Origin of the sequence: Azospirillum sp. B510, from assembly GCF_000010725.1 — a bacterium.
GTDB lineage: Bacteria > Pseudomonadota > Alphaproteobacteria > Azospirillales > Azospirillaceae > Azospirillum > Azospirillum lipoferum_B.
In genome coordinates this window covers 1,493,333-1,510,112 of sequence record NC_013854.1, presented here as the reverse complement: position 1 = coordinate 1,510,112, position 16,780 = coordinate 1,493,333, and the positions used below count along the sequence as shown (strand labels likewise).

Genomic DNA, 16,780 nt, shown 5'->3' with positions numbered 1-16,780 from the left:
CGGCAACCGCCGGCGTCAGGTCCAGCGCTGCTCGGCGCTGTCCAGCCGGTAGATCAACCCGTCCTGCGGACGCAGGCGCAGAATGCCGGTCAGGATCAGCGGCTCCCGCGTCACCGGCAGGGCGATGGCGCTGTGGACATGCAGCATGGTCGACGGGCCGGGGCTTTCGCAGGCGGGACAGCCCATCGGATTGGCGGACAGGATGAAGCGGTCGTGGGTGGCGCCATCGCTCAACGGCACCATGAAGCCCCGGACGGTGAGCGGGCGGCCATCCAGGGCCGAGATCCTCACCGGCAGCTTCGGGTCGCCGGCGGGCCCACCCATCCGCGCCGCGCACAGGTCGCGCCAGATCGCCGTCGTCTCGTCCAACGGCAGATGGAAGGGGCCGGCGGGATGGCTGGGCAGATCCGGCGCCCCGGCGGCCCAGACGGCCCACCCCGCGACCGGGGCGAGCGCGAGAGGGAGCAGAATCTGGCGCCGGCCGGGCATGGCCGCGCCAAGGCGGGTGGCGGTGTTCATGGACGCTTCTCCCCTGCTGCGTTGCTTCGTCACCGGGGCTGCGAAACAGAGGCGCCGTGTCTTGTGGAGGTCTTTGGTCCGGTCGCCGGGAAACAGCTTTGTCCGGTGCGGGGCGACGCCTTCTTCCGGGCTGTCGCCAAACGCGGCGGAGTCTCGGGCAACCTCGCTCCCCGGTCAACGGTGATTTCGACAGTCTCCCCCAGGGAGGGGGGCACGAGAGCCCTGGATCGCCGCAATTTTGTTTTCCGGCGCGGGCCGAGATCGAAGCCCTGCCCTTTTCAAAAAAACGCAATCTGTTTGACGGCATGCGGCGCGGCGCTCCATAGTCCCAGCGCTGCCCCTGCCGCACCGCACACAGCCCCGCGCAAGCCGTTCCGCCGACGAGACGAGCCATGGAAACCTTCCGCTTCCAGCCGGGCGAAACCCCGGTCCTGCTCAGCATTCCGCATGTCGGGACCATGATTCCACCGGACATCGCCGCAACGATGACGGAGGAGGGGCTGGCGCAGCCCGACGTCGACCGCCACCTGGATCGGTTGTATCACTTCGCCCCGGCGCTCGGAATCGGATTTTTGACATCCCTCTGTTCGCGCTATGTGGCCGATTTGAACCGCGACCCCGCCGGGATCATGCCGCAGCCGGGGCTGGATCCGACCGAAATCTGCCCGTTGACCACCTTCGCACGCGCGCCGATCTACCGGCCGGGACAGGAACCGGATCGGGCGGAGGTCGAGCGGCGGATCGGCGCCTATTGGCGTCCCTACCATGAACAGCTCCGCAGCGAACTGCGCGCCCTGCGCGACCGTTACGGCGTCGCGATCCTGTTCGATGCCCATTCCGTGCGCAGCCGGGTTCCGCGCCTCTTCGACGGCACCCTTCCCGACTTCAACCTGGGCACCGGCGAAGGTTGCAGCACCGCCCAGCCCCTGGTCGTTCGCCTGATGAACGTCCTTTCGGCGTCGGAACGTTACTCCGCCGCACTGAATGGCCGGCTGAGCGGCGGTTACATCATCCGCAGCTATGGTCAGCCCGAAGAGAACATCCACGCCATCCAGTTGGAACTGACCCAATCAACCTATATGGACGAGGAACCGCCTTACCATTTCCGCCCCAATCTGGCGGCCGAGGTGAAGCCGTCGCTGGAACGGCTGATGAGCGTCGTCGTCGAATGGGCCTGGCAGAAGGCCAGCGGCCGGCGGCGCGCGGCGTTCCTGTAACGCCGGCTTTTTCCAGAAAGCCGGTTTTCCAACGGTCAAAAAGGAATGGCCCTTCCCCGTCGCCAGGGAAGGGCCACAGGGCGGCCTGATCGGGGATGGATCAGATCTGGCCGCGCTCGCTCGCCTGACGCATCAGGACATACTGGCGCATCATCTGATTGCGGAAGCGGTAGCGTTCCAGCCCCGGCTCCACCACCGGGGCCAGCACAGCGCCATGATCCTCGCGCGTCAGGCGTTTCAGCAGATCGAGCGTCGCAGCACCCGGCAACTCGCCGCTGTCACCCGCCAAGTCATTGGGATCGAACACGCCGTAGGAATCGGTCGGACACAGCGCGGCGGCGAGCAGCGCATCCTCCAGCTCCACCCTGCGGTCGGCGGCCAGCGCGCGGGCGTAGCTGTCGACGATGCCGCGTTCGGCCTCCTGTAGGCAGCGGGCGACGGCATAGGCCAGGTCCGGCCGCTCCACCAGCTTGCCGCCGCGGCTGACGGCGCTGCGCGCCGCGTGCAGGCCAAGCAGCTGCGCATAGTAAGGCAGGCCGCGCACGAACTCGGCGATGCGCCTCACCACGTCGGCGGTGAATTCGATGCCGGCGTTCTGCGCGCCGGCCTGGATCAGGCGGCCGATCTCCTGATCGGTCATCAGCGGCAGATGGACCGGCACCAGCGAGCGCTGGATCGACGGGTGCTTGCCCAGAAGCTGGTCGAGATTCTCGGCGACCCCCACCACCAGCAGGGTGACGGGAATCGAGCTGTCGGTCAGATTCTTGAACAGCTCGGCCAGCTTGTTGCGGAAATCCTCATCCAGGACCCGGTCATACTCGTCCAGGATCAGCAGCACATGGGTGGCGTGGATACCCGCCAGCACCTCGTTCAGTTCGGTGACGCTGAAGCCGCCGTCGGGCAGCAGCTCGTTCAGGCTGGCGAAGTTGCGCCGCGCCGCGAACGGGTTGTCCAGCGCCGAGCGATAATAGGTCGAGGGGATTTTCTTCAGGAAATGCCGAAAGATGTCCTCGAAGCTCAACTCGCCGCTACAGGTCAGCTTCAGCGACAGATAGCCCGCCTGCCCGGCGATCTTCTCGATGGCGTTGGCGACGGAGGTCTTGCCGCGGCCGCGGTCGCCGTAAAGAATGACATGCGCCCGCTCCTCCTCAATGGCGGAGATGATGCGGCGCAGGGTGTCGTTACGGCCGATGAAGAGGCCGTTCAGCTGCTGTTTCGGCCGGGTCGGCGTGAAGGCCTCGCGCAGAAGGCCGTTCAGCTCCGGCGTCAATCCCTTCAGCATCGCCGGGGCGTTGGCGCCCATGCCGCCGCGATAGCCGCCATTGACCGACATGGTGAAGCGCGGCAAATCATGCTCGCCATCGCCATTGTCATCCCGGCCCCCCGGCGGCGGGAACATGTGACCACGGCGGTCGCCGGTGGTCTCGGTGTCGATGATGTCAGGCTGACGGGGAGGTGATGCCGGGCCGCGCATCATTCCGCCCTCGCCCCGGCCACCCGGCATACCGCCGATATTTCCGTCCACCGGACGCAGATGGTGGCCCCCGCCCGCCCGGGAGAATCCCGGCGTGCTGGAAAAGCCGCCGGCCGCGCCGAGGCCCGAGCCGGCAAGGCCCGGATTGCCGACAGCCGGATTGCCGGCACCGGAACCGGCCATCCCCGATCCGCCGGTCAACGGGCCGGACGCCGGACCGCCTCCGGTGATGCCCGGACCGCCGGCACCGCCGGCCGCCGGAATGCGCTCGTCAGCCACAGCGGCCGAACGACGCTTTCGAAAGAAATTCCGCATCCGTCCCAATCCCCACGCGTTGTCGGCGTTCGCGGAACCGGCCCCCTTTCGGCTTCTCGAATGGGCCGGGGACGGCTCCGCGTGTTCCCGATGTAAGCGCTGCGCCGGCCAGGGTGGGCTGGGATTTCGGATATAATACCGACGCGGCACTCCAATCCGGTGACCTCTTCCGAAGAGGGAGCGCCGGGGACGGCCCGATGGGAGTTTCGGATCGCTCAACCGACCAGGATCGGCCCGACCGTCGCCCAGCCATACAGCACCGCCAGGAACACCGCCAGGGTCATGCATTCGCGCAGGAAAGCCAGAACCGACATGCCAACCTCCATTGTTCGCGTCTTGTTCCTCCAGAGCTAACAGAACGGAGGCGGAACATCAATCAGTCAGTTCACTCAATGTTCCCGTTAAGACCGCGAGTGTTCCATATTGGACACAGAGCGAAAAGGCGGGCTGACAGAAAACTGCGCGACACCGGGAAGCCGTCAGGCGGGGTCGGCATCGTCGTAGCGGATCAGGTCGGTCCAGGCGCGCTCCAGCCGGCGAAGCGTTCGATAGGTGGTCTCGAAGTCGGCCCCGTCGCTGTCGGTGCGCAGCAGGCTGTCGGCGCGCATCGCCTCCAGCTTCCTCAGCGCCTCGCAGGTGGCGAGCCCCTGGTCGGACAGTTTCAGCCGCGCGGCCCGGCGGTCGCGCTGGGACGGGCTGCGGTCGACATAGCCCGCCTCGACCAGGTGCTTCAGATTGTAGGAGGCGTTTGACCCCAGATAATAGCCGCGCTCCAGCAGGTCACGGACGGACAGTTCCTCGGTGCCGATGTGCAGCAGCATCAACGCTTGCGTCGGGCTGAGGTCGGTCACGCCGATGCGGGCCAGTTCCATCCGAAGCACGTCGAGAAAGCGTCGGGTGATGCTTTCCATGACGCGGCCAAGGTCGGTGTAGACCGCGGGGGCCGCCACACTCTGCTGCATGCTCATCGTTCCCGTGCCAGTGGCCAGCAAAAGCCGTTGCCCGGTCTTGCCGCGGCGGCGCCGCGTCTGCCGGTCGGCGGACCGGAGAAGCGATGCCGCGGCACCTCTTCCCGTCGCCGTTTCTTGATGGCCTGTGACGATGGGCGGATTTTAGGACGAATTGGGGGGACAAACTTGGGACGCCCGCCACCCTCCCCCCCAAAAATGGCGGTTGCCTACAAAGTACCGGCGAAGGCGCCGCCATCCAGAAGGATGTTCTGACCGGTCATGAAACCGGACCGGGCGGAGCAGAGAAAGGCGCAGGCCGCACCGAACTCCTCCGGATCGCCGAATCGGCCGGACGGGTTGGTCTTGCGGCGCAACTCCATCTCTTCGTCGATGCTGCGCCCCGCGGCCTTCGCCCCGCCCTCCATCGTCTTGCGCAGGCGATCGGTTTCGAAGGGACCGGGCAGCAGGTTGTTGATGGTGACGTTGTGCCTCACCGTCTGGCGCGACAGGCCGGCGACGAAGCCGGTCAGGCCGGCGCGCGCGCCGTTCGACAGGCCCAGGATCGGAATCGGCGCCTTCACGGCGGCCGAGGTGATGTTGACGATGCGGCCGAATTTCCGGGCGATCATGCCGTCCACCGTCGCCTTGATCAGGAAGATCGGCGCCAGCATGTTGGCGTCGAGCGCGCGGATCCAGTCCTCGCGCTCCCAATCATGGAAATCGCCGGGCGGCGGGCCGCCGGCATTGTTGATCAGGATGTCGGGCTCGGGACAGGCGGCCAATGCCGCGGCCCGCCCCTCCTCCGTCGCGATGTCGCCGGCGGCGGTGGTGACGGTGACGCCGGTCGCCTCGCGGATCTCCTCCGCCGTCGCCTCCAGCGCATCGGCGCTACGGGCGGTCAGGGTGACGTGAACCCCCTCGCGGGCCAGTGCTACGGCGCAGGCGCGGCCCAGCCCCTTGCTGGCGGCGCAGACGATGGCGCGGCGGCCGGCGATGCCCAAATCCATGATCGTCTCTTCCCCTTATATATTCAGCGGGTCGTTCTGGAACCGGATCGTTGCAGGTCCGAAAGGACTTCGCGGGCCAGCGGCACCGTCACGCCGCGATGGGCGGCCAGCGACGCATGGTCGAGCGCCGCCACCAGACGGCGGGCGAAATCCAGCGACCGTTCCATCCGGGCCAGCAGATAGGTGATGACCTCCATCCCCGGCCGCAACTGGCGGTCGGCGAACAGCTTGACCAGCACGGCGGCCAGCAGGGCGTCGTCGGGTGGCCTCACCTCCACCGCCGGCGCACCCTTGAGGCGCGACCGCAGATCGGCAAGCTTTGTCCGCCAGCGCGACGGCGCCTTGCGCGACAGCAGCAGCAGATGGCCGCGCTGTTCGCGGGCGAGGTTGTACAGGTGGAACAACGCCTCCTCCCGCTCCGGCTTGCCGGCCACCAGATCGGCATCTTCGACCACCACGGCGTTGGCGGGCGCCAGCAGGGACGGCACGACGCCCGACTCGAGAGCATCGCCCCGGGTGACCAGGGCGTGGCTGTGGGCCCGCCAGACCTGGGCCAGGTGGGTTTTGCCGCAGCCGGCCGGGCCGAACAGCGTCAGCGCCGGGGCCGGCCAGGACGGCCAGCGGTCCAGCCACGCCACGGCATCGGCATTGCTGGGCGCCACGAGGAAATCCTCGCACCCCATCGCCGTCCGGTGCCCGAGATCGAGCGGTATCTGCGCCGGCAAGCTCATGCGGACACACCCATCAGCGTTCCGCGTCGGTGCCGCGGTAATAGGAGCTCGAGAGATACTGTCGCAAGGCGAAGCGGGTCAACACGCCGATCACCGCGGCGACCGGCACCGCCAGCAGCACGCCGACGAAACCGAACAGGCTGCCGCCCGCCAGCAGCGCGAACATCACCCACACCGCATGCAGCCCGACCTTGTCGCCGACCAGCTTCGGTGTCAGGACATTGCCCTCCACCGCCTGACCGAACAGGAAGATGCCGACGACGATGCCGACCCGCCACAGCTCGTCGAACTGCAACAGGGCGAGGCCGGTGCTGGAGACGAAGCCGAACAGCGTGCCGACATAGGGGATGAAGGACAACAGGCCCGCCAGCAGGCCGATCACCAGCCCGAAATCCAGCCCAGCCACCGACAGCGCCAGCGCATAGAAGACGCCCAGCACCACACAGACCGTCGCCTGCCCGCGCAGGAAGCCGGACAGGGTGGCGTTCACCTCGCGCGCCTGCTCGCGCACGGTCTCGGCATGCTGGCGCGGCAGCCAGGAATCGACCTTGCCCACCATCAGGTCCCAGTCGCGCAATATGTAGAAGGCGACGACGGGCGTGATGAACATCAGCGTCACGATGTCGAACAGGGCCAGCCCGCCCGACAGGATGCGGGTGACGATGTTGCCGACCAGCGACGCCAGCTCCCCGGCATAGGCGCCGGCGGCGGCGCGCAACCGCTCCACATCGTCTTGCGGCAGCCGGTGGATGAAGCGGTTGAGCGCGGGGATCAGCCGCTCCTTCACCAGCGTGGCGTAGGTCGGCAGCACCTCCAGCAAATGGGCGATCTGGCCCTGCAACAGGGGCAGCAGCAGCAGCGCCATCATCACCATGACCAGCAGGAAGCCCAGCAGCACCAGCGTGGTGCCGAGCCAGCGCGGCAGCCGCGCCACCTCCAGCCGGTCGACCGCGGGGTCGAGCAGATAGGCGATGGCCAGCCCGACCACGAAGGGCAGCAGCATGTCCGAAAGCAGCCACAGCGCCAGGACGAACAGTCCGAGCCCGATCAGCCAGAAGCGGAGTTGCTTGGCCGGCGTCACGGAACGCCGCCGAGCCGATTGAACAACAGCGCCCCGCGCCGCGCGTACAGAACCCCGGACAGCACCGTCGTCACCGTACAGGCGTACACCAGCACATCGACCAGCTCCCACCCGTACAGATGGATGTCCGGCAGGCCGAGCGCCGGCGGCGCCAGCACCGCGGCGGCCAACGCGATCTGCACCACCGTGTTCAGCTTGCTGATGTAGAGCGGCTGCATCGCCAGCGTCTCCTTCAGCGTGAACAGCAGGATGACGCCGCCGATGATCATGATGTCACGGAAAACCACCATCATCGCCAGCCAAAGCGGAAGCGTCCCGACCCAGGCCAGCGCGACATACACCCCGACGATCAGCGCCTTGTCGGCCAGCGGATCGAGATAGCCGCCCAGCACCGTACGCGCGCGGAACATGCGGGCGATGGCACCATCCAACGCATCGGACAGGCCGGCGGCGACGAAAAGGACGAAGGCCCATTCCATCCTGCCGGTCAGGATCATGTACATCGCGGCCGGAACCGCCACGATGCGCAGGAAGGTGATGATGTTGGGAATGCTCACGGAACCGTCCGGGCCGGCAGCGTCCCCAGATTGCGCGGCGGCGCGCCCATGGTCGCCGTGCCGGACGCCCCCAGGCCCGCGTCCATCGGCGCCGAGGGCGCCAGCGGGGAGGGGGTCGGCGAGGTCGGGGCCACTGACGTCGGAGGCAATGACGTCGGTGCCAATGACGTCGGGGCCGTCACGGGCGTGGCGGAGGCGGGAACGGCGCCGGCCGAGGCCGCGCCCGACCCGCGCGGCAGCAGGGTCAGCTGCCAGTCGGCGGACTGCGCCGGCAGCGGCAGGCCGGGCGAAGCGGCGGACGGCGCGGCGGCGCGGGTGAATCCCAGATCCTGACGGGCCAGCGCCTGGGCCAGCTGGTCGGGATCGCCGCGATAGGTCATGGTGATCAGCGCCTCGTTGCGGCTGATCGACATCAGGCTGGTCCGGCCCACCGCATTGGTCGCCGACAGCCGCTTGCGGGTCTCCACCCAGTCATTCACCGCGGTCAGCGGCACGCGGACCGTGCTGGTCTGCTCCGGCCCGGTGGCGGTGGTGTGCTCGCGCTTCCACGACTCGTCGAGCTGGCCGCCGACCGCCGCGACGGCGCGGGCCAGCAGATCGTCGGCGCTGGTGCCGCCCTTGACCTGGACCGTCTGGTTGTCGCGGGTGCCGTCCAGGCCATAGCGGGTGACCTCCACCGACAGGCCGCGCGCCGGATCGGCGCCGTTGGCCGGCAGATCGGTCCGCGCCACCACCACGCCGCCGGCCTTGTAGGCCTGGGCGATACGGGCGAGCGCGTCGGCGTTGCCGGCCAGCGCGTCCTCGCCGCTGATCGCCTGGGCGTCGGACAGCTCGCCGTCCGGCACCACCAGCGGCACCAGCGAGGCGGCGGGCTGCCGCGCCTCCCACGCCGCGCGCCACGGCGTGCGGTCCTGCCACAGGATGGTGCGCCCATCGGTCTGCGTCACCGGCAGGATGACGAAGGGGCGTGACGGCGGCTCGACATACTGGGCGGCCCCGCCGCTCTGGCCGAGGGCGTCACGCACCGCGTTGGGGCGGAACCGCACGGTGATGGCGCCGACATAGCGGCTGGCCGACACCTTCTCGTCGTCGATCTCGAAGCCCTGGACCAGCTTGGCGATCTCGATATCGGACAGGCGGGGCGGGTTGCCGCCGCCGGGGACGAGGCGCCGGTACAGCTCGGCCCACGCCTTGGCCTGCGCCTCGCGGATCGCCTGATCGCGCACGGTCGTCGGGTTGCTGCCGTTGATGTCGACCCGGACGCCGGTCACCGCGAAGGCGTCCGCCGATGCCGGGGCGGCGGCGGCGCCTGCGGAAGCGGCGGAAGCGGCGGCGGGAGGAGCGGCCGGCGGCAGGGACCCGGTCTGCGCCCCCGCCGGCCCGGTCATGGTCAGGACCAGAGCGGTGGACATGGCAGCAAGACCGGCGGGGAGCGGCGCGCGGCGGCGGTGGAGCATTGCAAAGCCTTCCGATTCGAGTATGTTCGGCCCGAGCCCAAGGCCCGGTATATAGCTCAGCCCAAGCGAGGATACCATCAGCACCCAGTCCTATAACATGTCCGACGCCTACAAGCAGGCCGGTGTGGACATCGATGCGGGCAACGCGCTTGTCGAAGCGATCAAGCCGCTTGCCCGCTCCACCGCGCGTTCAGGCTCCGACGCGGGCCTGGGCGGTTTCGGCGCCCTGTTCGACCTGCGCGCCGCCGGCTACCAGGATCCGCTTCTGGTCGCGACCACCGATGGCGTCGGCACCAAGCTGAAGGTGGCGATTCTCGCCAACCGTCATGACACCGTCGGTATCGACCTCGTCGCCATGTGCGTCAACGATCTCGTGGTCCAGGGTGCCGAACCGCTGCTGTTCCTGGATTACTACGCCACCGGCAAGCTCGACGTGGCCGCCGGCCGCGACATCGTCGCCGGCATCGCCGAAGGCTGCCGTCAGGCCGGCTGCGCGCTGGTCGGCGGCGAGACCGCCGAGATGCCCGGCATGTATTCCGAAGGCGACTACGATCTCGCCGGCTTCTCCGTCGGCGCGGTGGAACGTCAGCATGCCCTGACCGGCTCGGCCGTCCAGGCCGGCGACGTCGTTCTCGGCCTCGCCTCCACCGGCGTGCATTCCAACGGCTATTCGCTGGTGCGCAAGCTGGTGGAAAAATCGGGCCTCGGCTACGACTCGGCCTGCCCGTGGGATGGCTCCAAGACGCTGGGCGAGGCGCTGCTGACCCCGACCCGCATCTATGTCAAGAGCACGCTGAAGGCGGTGCGCGCCGGCACGGTGCGGGCCCTGGCCCACATCACCGGCGGCGGCCTGATCGAGAATATTCCGCGCGTCCTGCCCGACGGGCTGGGCGTGGTGCTCGACGCCTCGACCTGGACCCTGCCCCCCGTCTTCTCCTGGCTGATGAAGACCGGCGGCATCGCGCCTTATGAAATGGCCCGCACCTTCAATGTCGGCCTCGGCATGGTCGTCGTGGTTCCGGCCGACAAGGCGGCCGAAGCCATCGACATCCTGCGCGAGGGTGGTGAGACGGTCCATACCGTCGGCACCGTCACCGCTCTGAAGGACGGCGAGGCCCGCGTCACGGTCAATGGCATGGACGCGGCCTGGACCGCGTAAGGGACACCCACCCAAGGAAGAGTCCCAAGGATCGTTTGATGAGCAAGTTGAAGCTCGGTGTCCTGATCTCGGGGCGCGGCAGCAATCTACAGGCGTTGATCGATGCCTGCGCCGCGCCGGACTTTCCGGCCGAGATCGCCCTGGTGCTGTCCAACAAGGCCGACGCTCTCGGCCTGGAGCGTGCGGCCAGGGCCGGGATCGCCACCGCGGTGGTCGGCCACCGCGATTATCCCGGTGACAAGCCCGCCTTCGAGGCGGCGATGGATGCGCGGCTGCGCGAGGCGGACGTCGAGCTGGTCTGTCTCGCCGGCTTCATGCGGCTGCTGTCGCCCTGGTTCGTCGGGGAATGGCACAACGCGCTCATCAACATCCACCCGTCCCTCCTGCCCTCCTTCAAGGGGCTGGAGACCCATGAGCGGGCGCTGGCGGCCGGGGTCCGTTTCCATGGCTGCACCGTCCATTATGTGCGGCCCGAGATGGACGAGGGTCCGATCATCGCCCAGGCCGCCGTCCCGATCCTGCCCGGCGACGACGCCCATAGTCTGGCCGACCGCGTCCTGGACTCCGAACACGCGCTCTATCCGCATGCCGTCCGCCTGATCGCGGAAGGCCGCGCCCGCGTCGATGGCGATCAGGTGCGGATCGGCGGCCCGGTTCCAGCTCTGGCGGCCATGATGAACCCGCCGCTTTAAGCCGGTTCCTCCGATCACCGCTCCTCCGGCATGGCCGACGGTTCCGCTCGGAATCTGTTGCCTTTCCGTGCGCCCGCGTCAAAAATCGCCGACAGGGGAAACTGTTGGAGGGTTGATCGATATGGCTGCGACAAGTCCGAACCCGGTCAGTGAGGCGACCGTCCGCGCCCATCAGGAAATGTGGATCGCCTTCACCAGATTCATGAAGCTCGGCATCGCGGGAGTGATCGCCGTTCTGGTCCTGCTGGCGATCTTTACGCTGTAGGGGAGTTTCTGGGGGCGCATGCCCCCTCCCCATCCTTCCCCCGCCGAGCGGAGGAGGGTCAGGGTGGGGGCATGCGGCTGCCGGCCGATCACCCCGCCAGCATCTCCAGCGCCTTTTGCAGCTTGTCGCGGGCCTGATCGGCGGCCTCGCGGCGGTCGCGCTGCTCCTCGATCACCTCTTCCGGAGCCTTGGCGACGAACTGTTCGTTCGACAGCTTGGCGTCGATCTTCTTGATCTCGCTCGCCAGCTTGTCGATCTCCTTGGCCAGCCGCGCCTTCTCCTTGTCAAGATCGACGATGCCTTCCAGCGGCAGCACCAGGGTGGTCTCGTCCAGCACCGCCTGGACGCTGCTCTTCGGCACGTCGCCTCGCAGCGGCTCGGCGCTGGACAGGCGGCCCATGCGCAAGATCAGGTCGCGGTGGGTATCGAGCCGCTTCAGGCTGACCGCGTTCGGTTCCTTCAGCTTCAGCTCGATCTGCGCCGCCGGCGGGACATTCATCTCCGACCGCATGGAGCGGACCGAGGTGATCAGCCGAACCACCCAGTCCATCTCGTCGCGCGACGCCGGATCGACGATGTCGGCGGCGAATTCCGGCCATTCGGCCGAGATCAGGCGGTTGCCGCGGGCCGGCGACAGCTGTTCCCACAGCTCCTCGGTGATGAAGGGCATCAGCGGGTGCAGGATGTGCAGGATCTGGTCGAGCACCCAGGCGGTGGTCGCCCGCGTCTCGGCCTTCGCCGCCTCGTCGGTGCCGGCCAGGATCGGCTTGGTGAACTCCATGTACCAGTCGCAGAAGGTGCCCCAGGTGAACTGGTAGGCGGCGCCGGCGGCCTCGTTGAACTTGTAGGCGTCAACGGAGTCGGCGACCTTCTTCGCCGCATCGGCAAGCGCGCCGACGATCCAGCGGTTGACCGTCTGGGTCAGCCCGACCGGCCTGTAGCCGGCGACCGGCTCGCAACCGTTCATCTGGCAATAGCGGGCGGCGTTCCACAGCTTGGTGGCGAAGTTGCGGTAGCCCTCGACCCGGTTCACCGCCAGCTTGATGTCGCGGCCCTGCGCCGCCATCGCCGACAGGGTGAAGCGCAGCGCATCGGTGCCGTACTGGTCGATGATCTCCAGCGGGTCGATGACGTTGCCCTTTGACTTCGACATCTTCTGCCCCTTCTCGTCACGGACGAGGGCATGGATGTAGACGGTGCGGAAGGGCACATCCTTCATGAAGTGCAGGCCCATCATCATCATCCGGGCGACCCAGAAGAAGATGATGTCGAAGCCGGTCACCAGCACGTCGGTCGGGTAGTAGCGGTCGAGCTCCGGCGTCTGGTCGGGCCAGCCCAGCGTCGAGAAGGGCCAGAGCGCCGACGAGAACCAGGTGTCGAGCACATCGGCGTCGCGCGTCAGCTCGACATCCTTGCCGTAATGCTTGGCGGCGGCGGCGCGCGCCTCCTCTTCGGTCTCTTCGACGAAGAAGGCGCCGTCCGGACCGTACCAGGCCGGGATCTGATGGCCCCACCAGATCTGGCGGCTGATGCACCAGGGCTGGATGTTGCGCATCCATTCGAAATAGGTGTTCTCCCACTGCTTGGGCACGAACACCGTCTTGCCGGTCTCCACCGCCTCGATCGCCGGCTTGGCCAGGGTGGCGGCATCGACATACCACTGGTCGGTCAGCCAGGGCTCGATGGCGACGCCGGAGCGGTCGCCATGCGGCACCATGTGGGTATGCGGCTCGATCTTCTCCAGAAGCTCCAGCGCCTCCAGTTCGGCGACGATCTTCTTGCGCGCCTCGTAGCGATCGAGCCCGCGATAGGCCTCGGGAACATTGTCGTTCAGCCGGGCGTCGCGGTCCATGATGTTGATCTGCTCGAGCCCGCAGCGCTTGCCGACCTCGAAATCGTTGAAGTCGTGGGCCGGCGTGATCTTCACCGCGCCCGACCCGGTCTCCGGATCGGCATATTCGTCGCCGACGATCGGGATCAGACGGCCGACCAGCGGCAGGCGGACCATCTTGCCGATCAGGTCCTTGTAACGCTCATCCTCCGGGTGCACCGCGACGCCGGTATCGCCCAGCATGGTTTCCGGGCGGGTGGTGGCGACCACGATGAAGCGCCCGTCCTCCCCGTCGATCGGATAGCGGAAGTGCCAGAGGTTGCCCTTGATCTCCTTCTGCTCGACCTCGAGGTCGGAGATGGCGGTGTGCAGCTTCGGGTCCCAGTTGACCAGCCGCTTGTCCTTGTAGATCAGCCCCTGGCGGTGCAGTTCGACGAACACCTTGCGGACGGCGCGGCTCAGCCCGTCATCCATGGTGAAGCGCTCGCGCGGCCAGTCGGGCGAGGCGCCCAGCCGGCGCAGCTGGCGGGTGATGGTACCCCCCGATTCGGCCTTCCACTCCCACACCTTGTCGATGAAGGCATCGCGGCCGAAATCGTGGCGGGTCTTGCCGTCCTTGGCCAGGTTGCGCTCCACCACCATCTGGGTGGCGATGCCGGCATGGTCGGTTCCCGGCTGCCACAAAGCGTCGCGGCCGCGCATGCGGTTGTAGCGGGTCAGCACGTCCTGGATGGTGAAGGTCAGCGCGTGGCCCATGTGCAGGCTGCCGGTTACGTTCGGCGGCGGCATCATGATGGTGTAGGGCTTGCCGTTCCCCTGCGGCTGGGCGGCGAAGGCGCCCGACTCCTCCCACAGGCGGTAGTGCTTCTCCTCGACCTCGGCGGGCCGGTACGTCTTTTCCAACATCACCACGAACTTTCGCTAGAAACGTCTCAACCAGGGATCAAAAAGCGGGGCTCGGAAAGGCGGATCAGAACTTCTGCGACCGCCGGATCATGCGGTCGATCTCCTGCTGCACCAGCCGCTCCACCACCGTCGGCAGGTTCTCGTCCAGCCATTCCTTCAACAGCGGCTTCAGCAATTCGCGCACGACCTCCTCCACCGTCCGGATGCCGATGGGCATCGGGCCGATCGACAGGTCGTCGCCCAGCTCGCGCGCCAGATGGGTCAGATGGTGCGAGGCATCCTCCGCGGTGCGACGCGAGATCAAGCCATCGTCGGGATCGACCATGCGGCGGCGCGGACGCGGCGGGGGCGGCGGTTCGTCATCCTCGAAATCGTCGAAGGCCGGCATCGGCCGCCGGGCGGCGGGGCGCGGCGGCGGTTCGGGCTCCGGTTCGTCCCAACGCGGCGGTGGGGACGGCGACGGCTCCGGAAAGGACGACTCCTCGGCCCATGGGTCCGGCTTCGGTTGACCGAAGGCGGGCCGCTCGTCCGGTTCGTCCTCCACCATCTGGGTCAGTTCGAGGACATCGTCCTCCTCATCGACCGGCGGTGGCGGGGGCGGCGGAGGGGGGGGCGGCGGAGGCGGCGGAGGGGGAGGCGGCGAAGGCGCCTGGGTTTCCGACTTGGCCGGCTCGCCATCCTCGGAAATGATCCGCCGGATGGAGGCGAGGATTTCCTCCATCGAAGGTTCTTGCTGGCCCTTATCGCTCATCGTGGCAACCCAAGACGTCAACCTGACCCAAACCTAGGGCAGGGCTGGCAAAAAAGCCACAATACAAAAACGGCCCGCTTGCGCGGGCCGTCTCGTTCATTCGGTCACCGACGTTCCGAACCACTTGCCCCGCGTCTTGTCGTAATTCGCCTGCGGGTCGTATTTCTCGACCGGCAGGTTCAGGCGGTCCGCCGTCAACTGTCCGCTGGCCGACAGGACATTGAAGGCCGCGACCATCTCGTCATGCTGGGCGCGGACGAGGAAGACGCGGGCGTTCAGCAGTTCCTGTTCCTGGTTCAACACGTCGAGAACGGTGCGCGACCCGACCTGCGCCTCCTGGCGGACACCCTCCAAGGCGATCTGCGCCGCCTTGATCTGCGCCGTGTAGGACTCGATGCTGGCCCGCGCCGTCTGCAAGGCCTGCCAGGCGCTGACCGCCGATTCGGTCACCTGGCGGCGGGTCTCCTCGATCTGGAGGCGGGCCTGGTTGGCCGTCTGCTTGGCCTCGCGGACCAGCGCCTCCGGCTGACCGGCCTGATAGAGCGGGATGGTCACCTGGGCGGTCAGCTGGGCGCTGTCCGAACGGTTCAGGTCGATGCCGGACGAACGGCCCGGATCATAGGTGCGGCTGCCGCTGGCCTGAAGGTTCACCGACGGCAGCAGGCGGCCATATTGCTGGTCCACCGCCTCGCGCTGCGCCGCCTCGGTGTAGGAGGCGGACAGGACGTTCGGATTGTTGGCGCGGGCCAACTCGACCAGCTCGTCGAGATTCTTGGGCAGGCGGAAGGCCGGCTTCGGCGCCTTGAGCTCGCCCGGGGCGGCGCCGACCAGACGCTCATAGGTGGCGCGCGAGGCGCGCAGGGTGCCTTCGGCCGAGATCTTCGACGCGATGGCGGCCGACAGACGCGACTCGGACTGGCTGACGTCGGTACGGGTGTATTCGCCGACGCGGAAGCGGTCGCGGGCGGCGTCGAGCTGGCGGCGCAGCACCTGCTCGTTGTTGGTCTGGAGTTGCAGGATGGCCTGGTTCTGGACGATGTCCAGATAGGCCTGGGCGGCGGCCAGCAGAACCGACTGTTCCGAGGCGATCAGGGTGGCGCGCTGCGCCTCGACCAGCCGCTCGGCACGGCGGACGGCCGGGGCGACGGTGGCGTCGTAGATCGGCTGGGTGGCGGTAACGCCGACGCTCTTGGCGTTGGTTTCCGACCCGGTCGAGCCGCCGTTGAACTTGCTCTCACCCATGGAGCGGGTGACGCCGGCGGTCACGCGGGCCGTCGGACGATAGCCGGACAGCGCCTGGGGCACGCCTTCATCGACAGCGCGCAGGCGGGCGCGCTGGGCGCCGATGGTCGGGTTGTTGGCATAGGCCTGGGCAAGGGCCTGTTCCAGGGACTGCGCCTGGGCCGTACCAGCGCCGGTCACTGCGGTGCCCATGGCGGTCAGGGTCAGGGCCGTCGCCAGCAGCCAGCGGCGCGCAAAACGGCTTCGCACGGTCATGTTCAGTAGACCTTCATGTTCGGGTCGATTCGGCGCGCCCAGGCATCGACGCCGCCATCCAGGTTGATGGCGCGGTCGAAGCCCTTGGAACGCAGCCACATGGTGACCTGCGCGCTGCGGCCGCCGTGGTGACACACGACGACGACATCGCGGTCCTTCGGCAGCTCGTCCACCCGACCGGGAAGCCCGTTCATCGGGATATGCAGGCTGCCGTCGATGGCGCACAGCGCGAACTCCCATGGTTCGCGCACGTCGAGGATCACCGGCCCGTCATCCGCCTTGCGGCGGCGGTCCAGTTCTTCCACCTCGATCTCAAACGGCGCGGCCATGGGTGCTCACTTTCGTGCAAGGGCGATGGCGACGGTAACGCA

16 protein-coding genes are annotated in these 16,780 nt (G+C 67.8%); 4 read left to right on the top strand and 12 right to left on the bottom strand.

Annotation, left to right across the window (positions count from 1 at the left end; all coding sequences use genetic code 11):
• Positions 1-15: 15 nt before the first annotated feature.
• Positions 16-519, bottom strand: coding sequence for a hypothetical protein (locus AZL_RS06985; RefSeq protein WP_042442720.1), 504 nt, complete (start codon positions 517-519; stop codon positions 16-18).
• Positions 520-911: 392 nt separating this feature from the next.
• Between AZL_RS06985 and hutG the strand changes: the two genes are divergently transcribed.
• Positions 912-1,736, top strand: coding sequence for an N-formylglutamate deformylase (hutG, locus tag AZL_RS06980; protein ID WP_012973935.1), 825 nt, complete (start codon positions 912-914; stop codon positions 1,734-1,736).
• A 100-nt stretch (positions 1,737-1,836) separates the two neighbouring features.
• Here the strand turns inward: hutG and AZL_RS06975 are convergent, their stop codons facing one another.
• From AZL_RS06975 to AZL_RS06940, 7 genes are all read right to left on the bottom strand, one after another.
• Entirely contained in the window at positions 1,837-3,525 is a 1,689-nt protein-coding gene (locus AZL_RS06975) for an ATP-binding protein (RefSeq protein ID WP_247894308.1), read from the bottom strand.
• A 479-nt stretch (positions 3,526-4,004) separates the two neighbouring features.
• The gene (locus AZL_RS06965; protein WP_012973933.1) at positions 4,005-4,493 is read right to left on the bottom strand and encodes a MarR family winged helix-turn-helix transcriptional regulator; all 489 of its coding nucleotides are present in this window, start codon (positions 4,491-4,493) and stop codon (positions 4,005-4,007) included.
• Positions 4,494-4,702: 209 nt separating this feature from the next.
• Positions 4,703-5,482, bottom strand: a complete 780-nt coding sequence (locus AZL_RS06960) for an SDR family oxidoreductase (protein WP_012973932.1) — start codon at positions 5,480-5,482, stop codon at positions 4,703-4,705.
• Positions 5,483-5,505: 23 nt separating this feature from the next.
• Positions 5,506-6,213 carry an HdaA/DnaA family protein gene (locus AZL_RS06955; RefSeq protein ID WP_012973931.1) on the bottom strand — a complete coding sequence of 236 codons (708 nt, stop codon included), beginning with the start codon at positions 6,211-6,213 and terminating at the stop codon, positions 5,506-5,508.
• A gap of 13 nt (positions 6,214-6,226) precedes the next feature.
• Complete coding sequence (locus tag AZL_RS06950; protein WP_012973930.1) at positions 6,227-7,294, bottom strand: AI-2E family transporter; 1,068 nt, start codon at positions 7,292-7,294, stop codon at positions 6,227-6,229.
• Positions 7,291-7,851, bottom strand: a complete 561-nt coding sequence (locus AZL_RS06945; RefSeq protein ID WP_012973929.1) for a CDP-alcohol phosphatidyltransferase family protein — start codon at positions 7,849-7,851, stop codon at positions 7,291-7,293. The genes AZL_RS06950 and AZL_RS06945 overlap by 4 nt, the downstream gene beginning before the upstream one ends.
• A complete protein-coding gene (locus tag AZL_RS06940; RefSeq protein ID WP_247894307.1) occupies positions 7,848-9,263 on the bottom strand; it encodes a DUF2066 domain-containing protein in 1,416 nt (471 codons plus the stop codon). The genes AZL_RS06945 and AZL_RS06940 overlap by 4 nt, the downstream gene beginning before the upstream one ends.
• 142 nt (positions 9,264-9,405) lie before the next feature.
• Here AZL_RS06940 and purM point away from each other — a divergent pair, with 142 nt between their 5' ends.
• From purM to AZL_RS34105, 3 genes are all read left to right on the top strand, one after another.
• Positions 9,406-10,467, top strand: a complete 1,062-nt coding sequence (purM, locus tag AZL_RS06935) for a phosphoribosylformylglycinamidine cyclo-ligase (RefSeq protein ID WP_012973927.1) — start codon at positions 9,406-9,408, stop codon at positions 10,465-10,467.
• Between the two features lie 38 nt (positions 10,468-10,505).
• Complete coding sequence (gene purN / locus AZL_RS06930) at positions 10,506-11,159, top strand: phosphoribosylglycinamide formyltransferase (protein WP_012973926.1); 654 nt, start codon at positions 10,506-10,508, stop codon at positions 11,157-11,159.
• A gap of 121 nt (positions 11,160-11,280) precedes the next feature.
• The gene (locus AZL_RS34105) at positions 11,281-11,424 is read left to right on the top strand and encodes an aa3-type cytochrome c oxidase subunit IV (protein ID WP_086935345.1); all 144 of its coding nucleotides are present in this window, start codon (positions 11,281-11,283) and stop codon (positions 11,422-11,424) included.
• A gap of 88 nt (positions 11,425-11,512) precedes the next feature.
• Here the strand turns inward: AZL_RS34105 and AZL_RS06925 are convergent, their stop codons facing one another.
• From AZL_RS06925 to AZL_RS06910, 4 genes are all read right to left on the bottom strand, one after another.
• Positions 11,513-14,161, bottom strand: coding sequence for a valine--tRNA ligase (locus tag AZL_RS06925; RefSeq protein WP_173380472.1), 2,649 nt, complete (start codon positions 14,159-14,161; stop codon positions 11,513-11,515).
• A 64-nt stretch (positions 14,162-14,225) separates the two neighbouring features.
• On the bottom strand, positions 14,226-14,882 hold the full coding sequence (locus tag AZL_RS06920; RefSeq protein WP_042442717.1) for a DUF2497 domain-containing protein: 657 nt from the start codon (positions 14,880-14,882) through the stop codon (positions 14,226-14,228).
• Between the two features lie 126 nt (positions 14,883-15,008).
• Positions 15,009-16,409: a TolC family outer membrane protein gene (locus AZL_RS06915; protein WP_012973923.1), complete on the bottom strand. Its 1,401-nt coding sequence runs from the start codon at positions 16,407-16,409 to the stop codon at positions 15,009-15,011.
• 2 nt (positions 16,410-16,411) lie between these two features.
• On the bottom strand, positions 16,412-16,738 hold the full coding sequence (locus AZL_RS06910; RefSeq protein ID WP_012973922.1) for a rhodanese-like domain-containing protein: 327 nt from the start codon (positions 16,736-16,738) through the stop codon (positions 16,412-16,414).
• Positions 16,739-16,780 lie beyond the last annotated feature (42 nt).

Bases quoted from the DNA above. Each gene is read 5' to 3' on its own strand.
- AZL_RS06975 (WP_247894308.1), bottom strand. From the start codon at position 3,525: ATGCGGAATTTCTTTCGAAAGCGTCGTTCGGCCGCTGTGGCTGACGAG.
- AZL_RS06915 (WP_012973923.1), bottom strand. From the start codon at position 16,409: ATGACCGTGCGAAGCCGTTTTGCGCGCCGCTGGCTGCTGGCGACGGCC.
- hutG (WP_012973935.1), top strand. From the start codon at position 912: ATGGAAACCTTCCGCTTCCAGCCGGGCGAAACCCCGGTCCTGCTCAGC.
- AZL_RS06910 (WP_012973922.1), bottom strand. From the start codon at position 16,738: ATGGCCGCGCCGTTTGAGATCGAGGTGGAAGAACTGGACCGCCGCCGC.
- purN (WP_012973926.1), top strand. From the start codon at position 10,506: ATGAGCAAGTTGAAGCTCGGTGTCCTGATCTCGGGGCGCGGCAGCAAT.
- AZL_RS06925 (WP_173380472.1), bottom strand. From the start codon at position 14,161: ATGTTGGAAAAGACGTACCGGCCCGCCGAGGTCGAGGAGAAGCACTAC.
- AZL_RS06985 (WP_042442720.1), bottom strand. From the start codon at position 519: ATGAACACCGCCACCCGCCTTGGCGCGGCCATGCCCGGCCGGCGCCAG.
- purM (WP_012973927.1), top strand. From the start codon at position 9,406: ATGTCCGACGCCTACAAGCAGGCCGGTGTGGACATCGATGCGGGCAAC.
- AZL_RS06940 (WP_247894307.1), bottom strand. From the start codon at position 9,263: ATGTCCACCGCTCTGGTCCTGACCATGACCGGGCCGGCGGGGGCGCAG.
- AZL_RS34105 (WP_086935345.1), top strand. From the start codon at position 11,281: ATGGCTGCGACAAGTCCGAACCCGGTCAGTGAGGCGACCGTCCGCGCC.
- AZL_RS06920 (WP_042442717.1), bottom strand. From the start codon at position 14,882: ATGGAGGAAATCCTCGCCTCCATCCGGCGGATCATTTCCGAGGATGGC.
- AZL_RS06960 (WP_012973932.1), bottom strand. From the start codon at position 5,482: ATGGATTTGGGCATCGCCGGCCGCCGCGCCATCGTCTGCGCCGCCAGC.
- AZL_RS06965 (WP_012973933.1), bottom strand. From the start codon at position 4,493: ATGAGCATGCAGCAGAGTGTGGCGGCCCCCGCGGTCTACACCGACCTT.
- AZL_RS06955 (WP_012973931.1), bottom strand. From the start codon at position 6,213: ATGAGCTTGCCGGCGCAGATACCGCTCGATCTCGGGCACCGGACGGCG.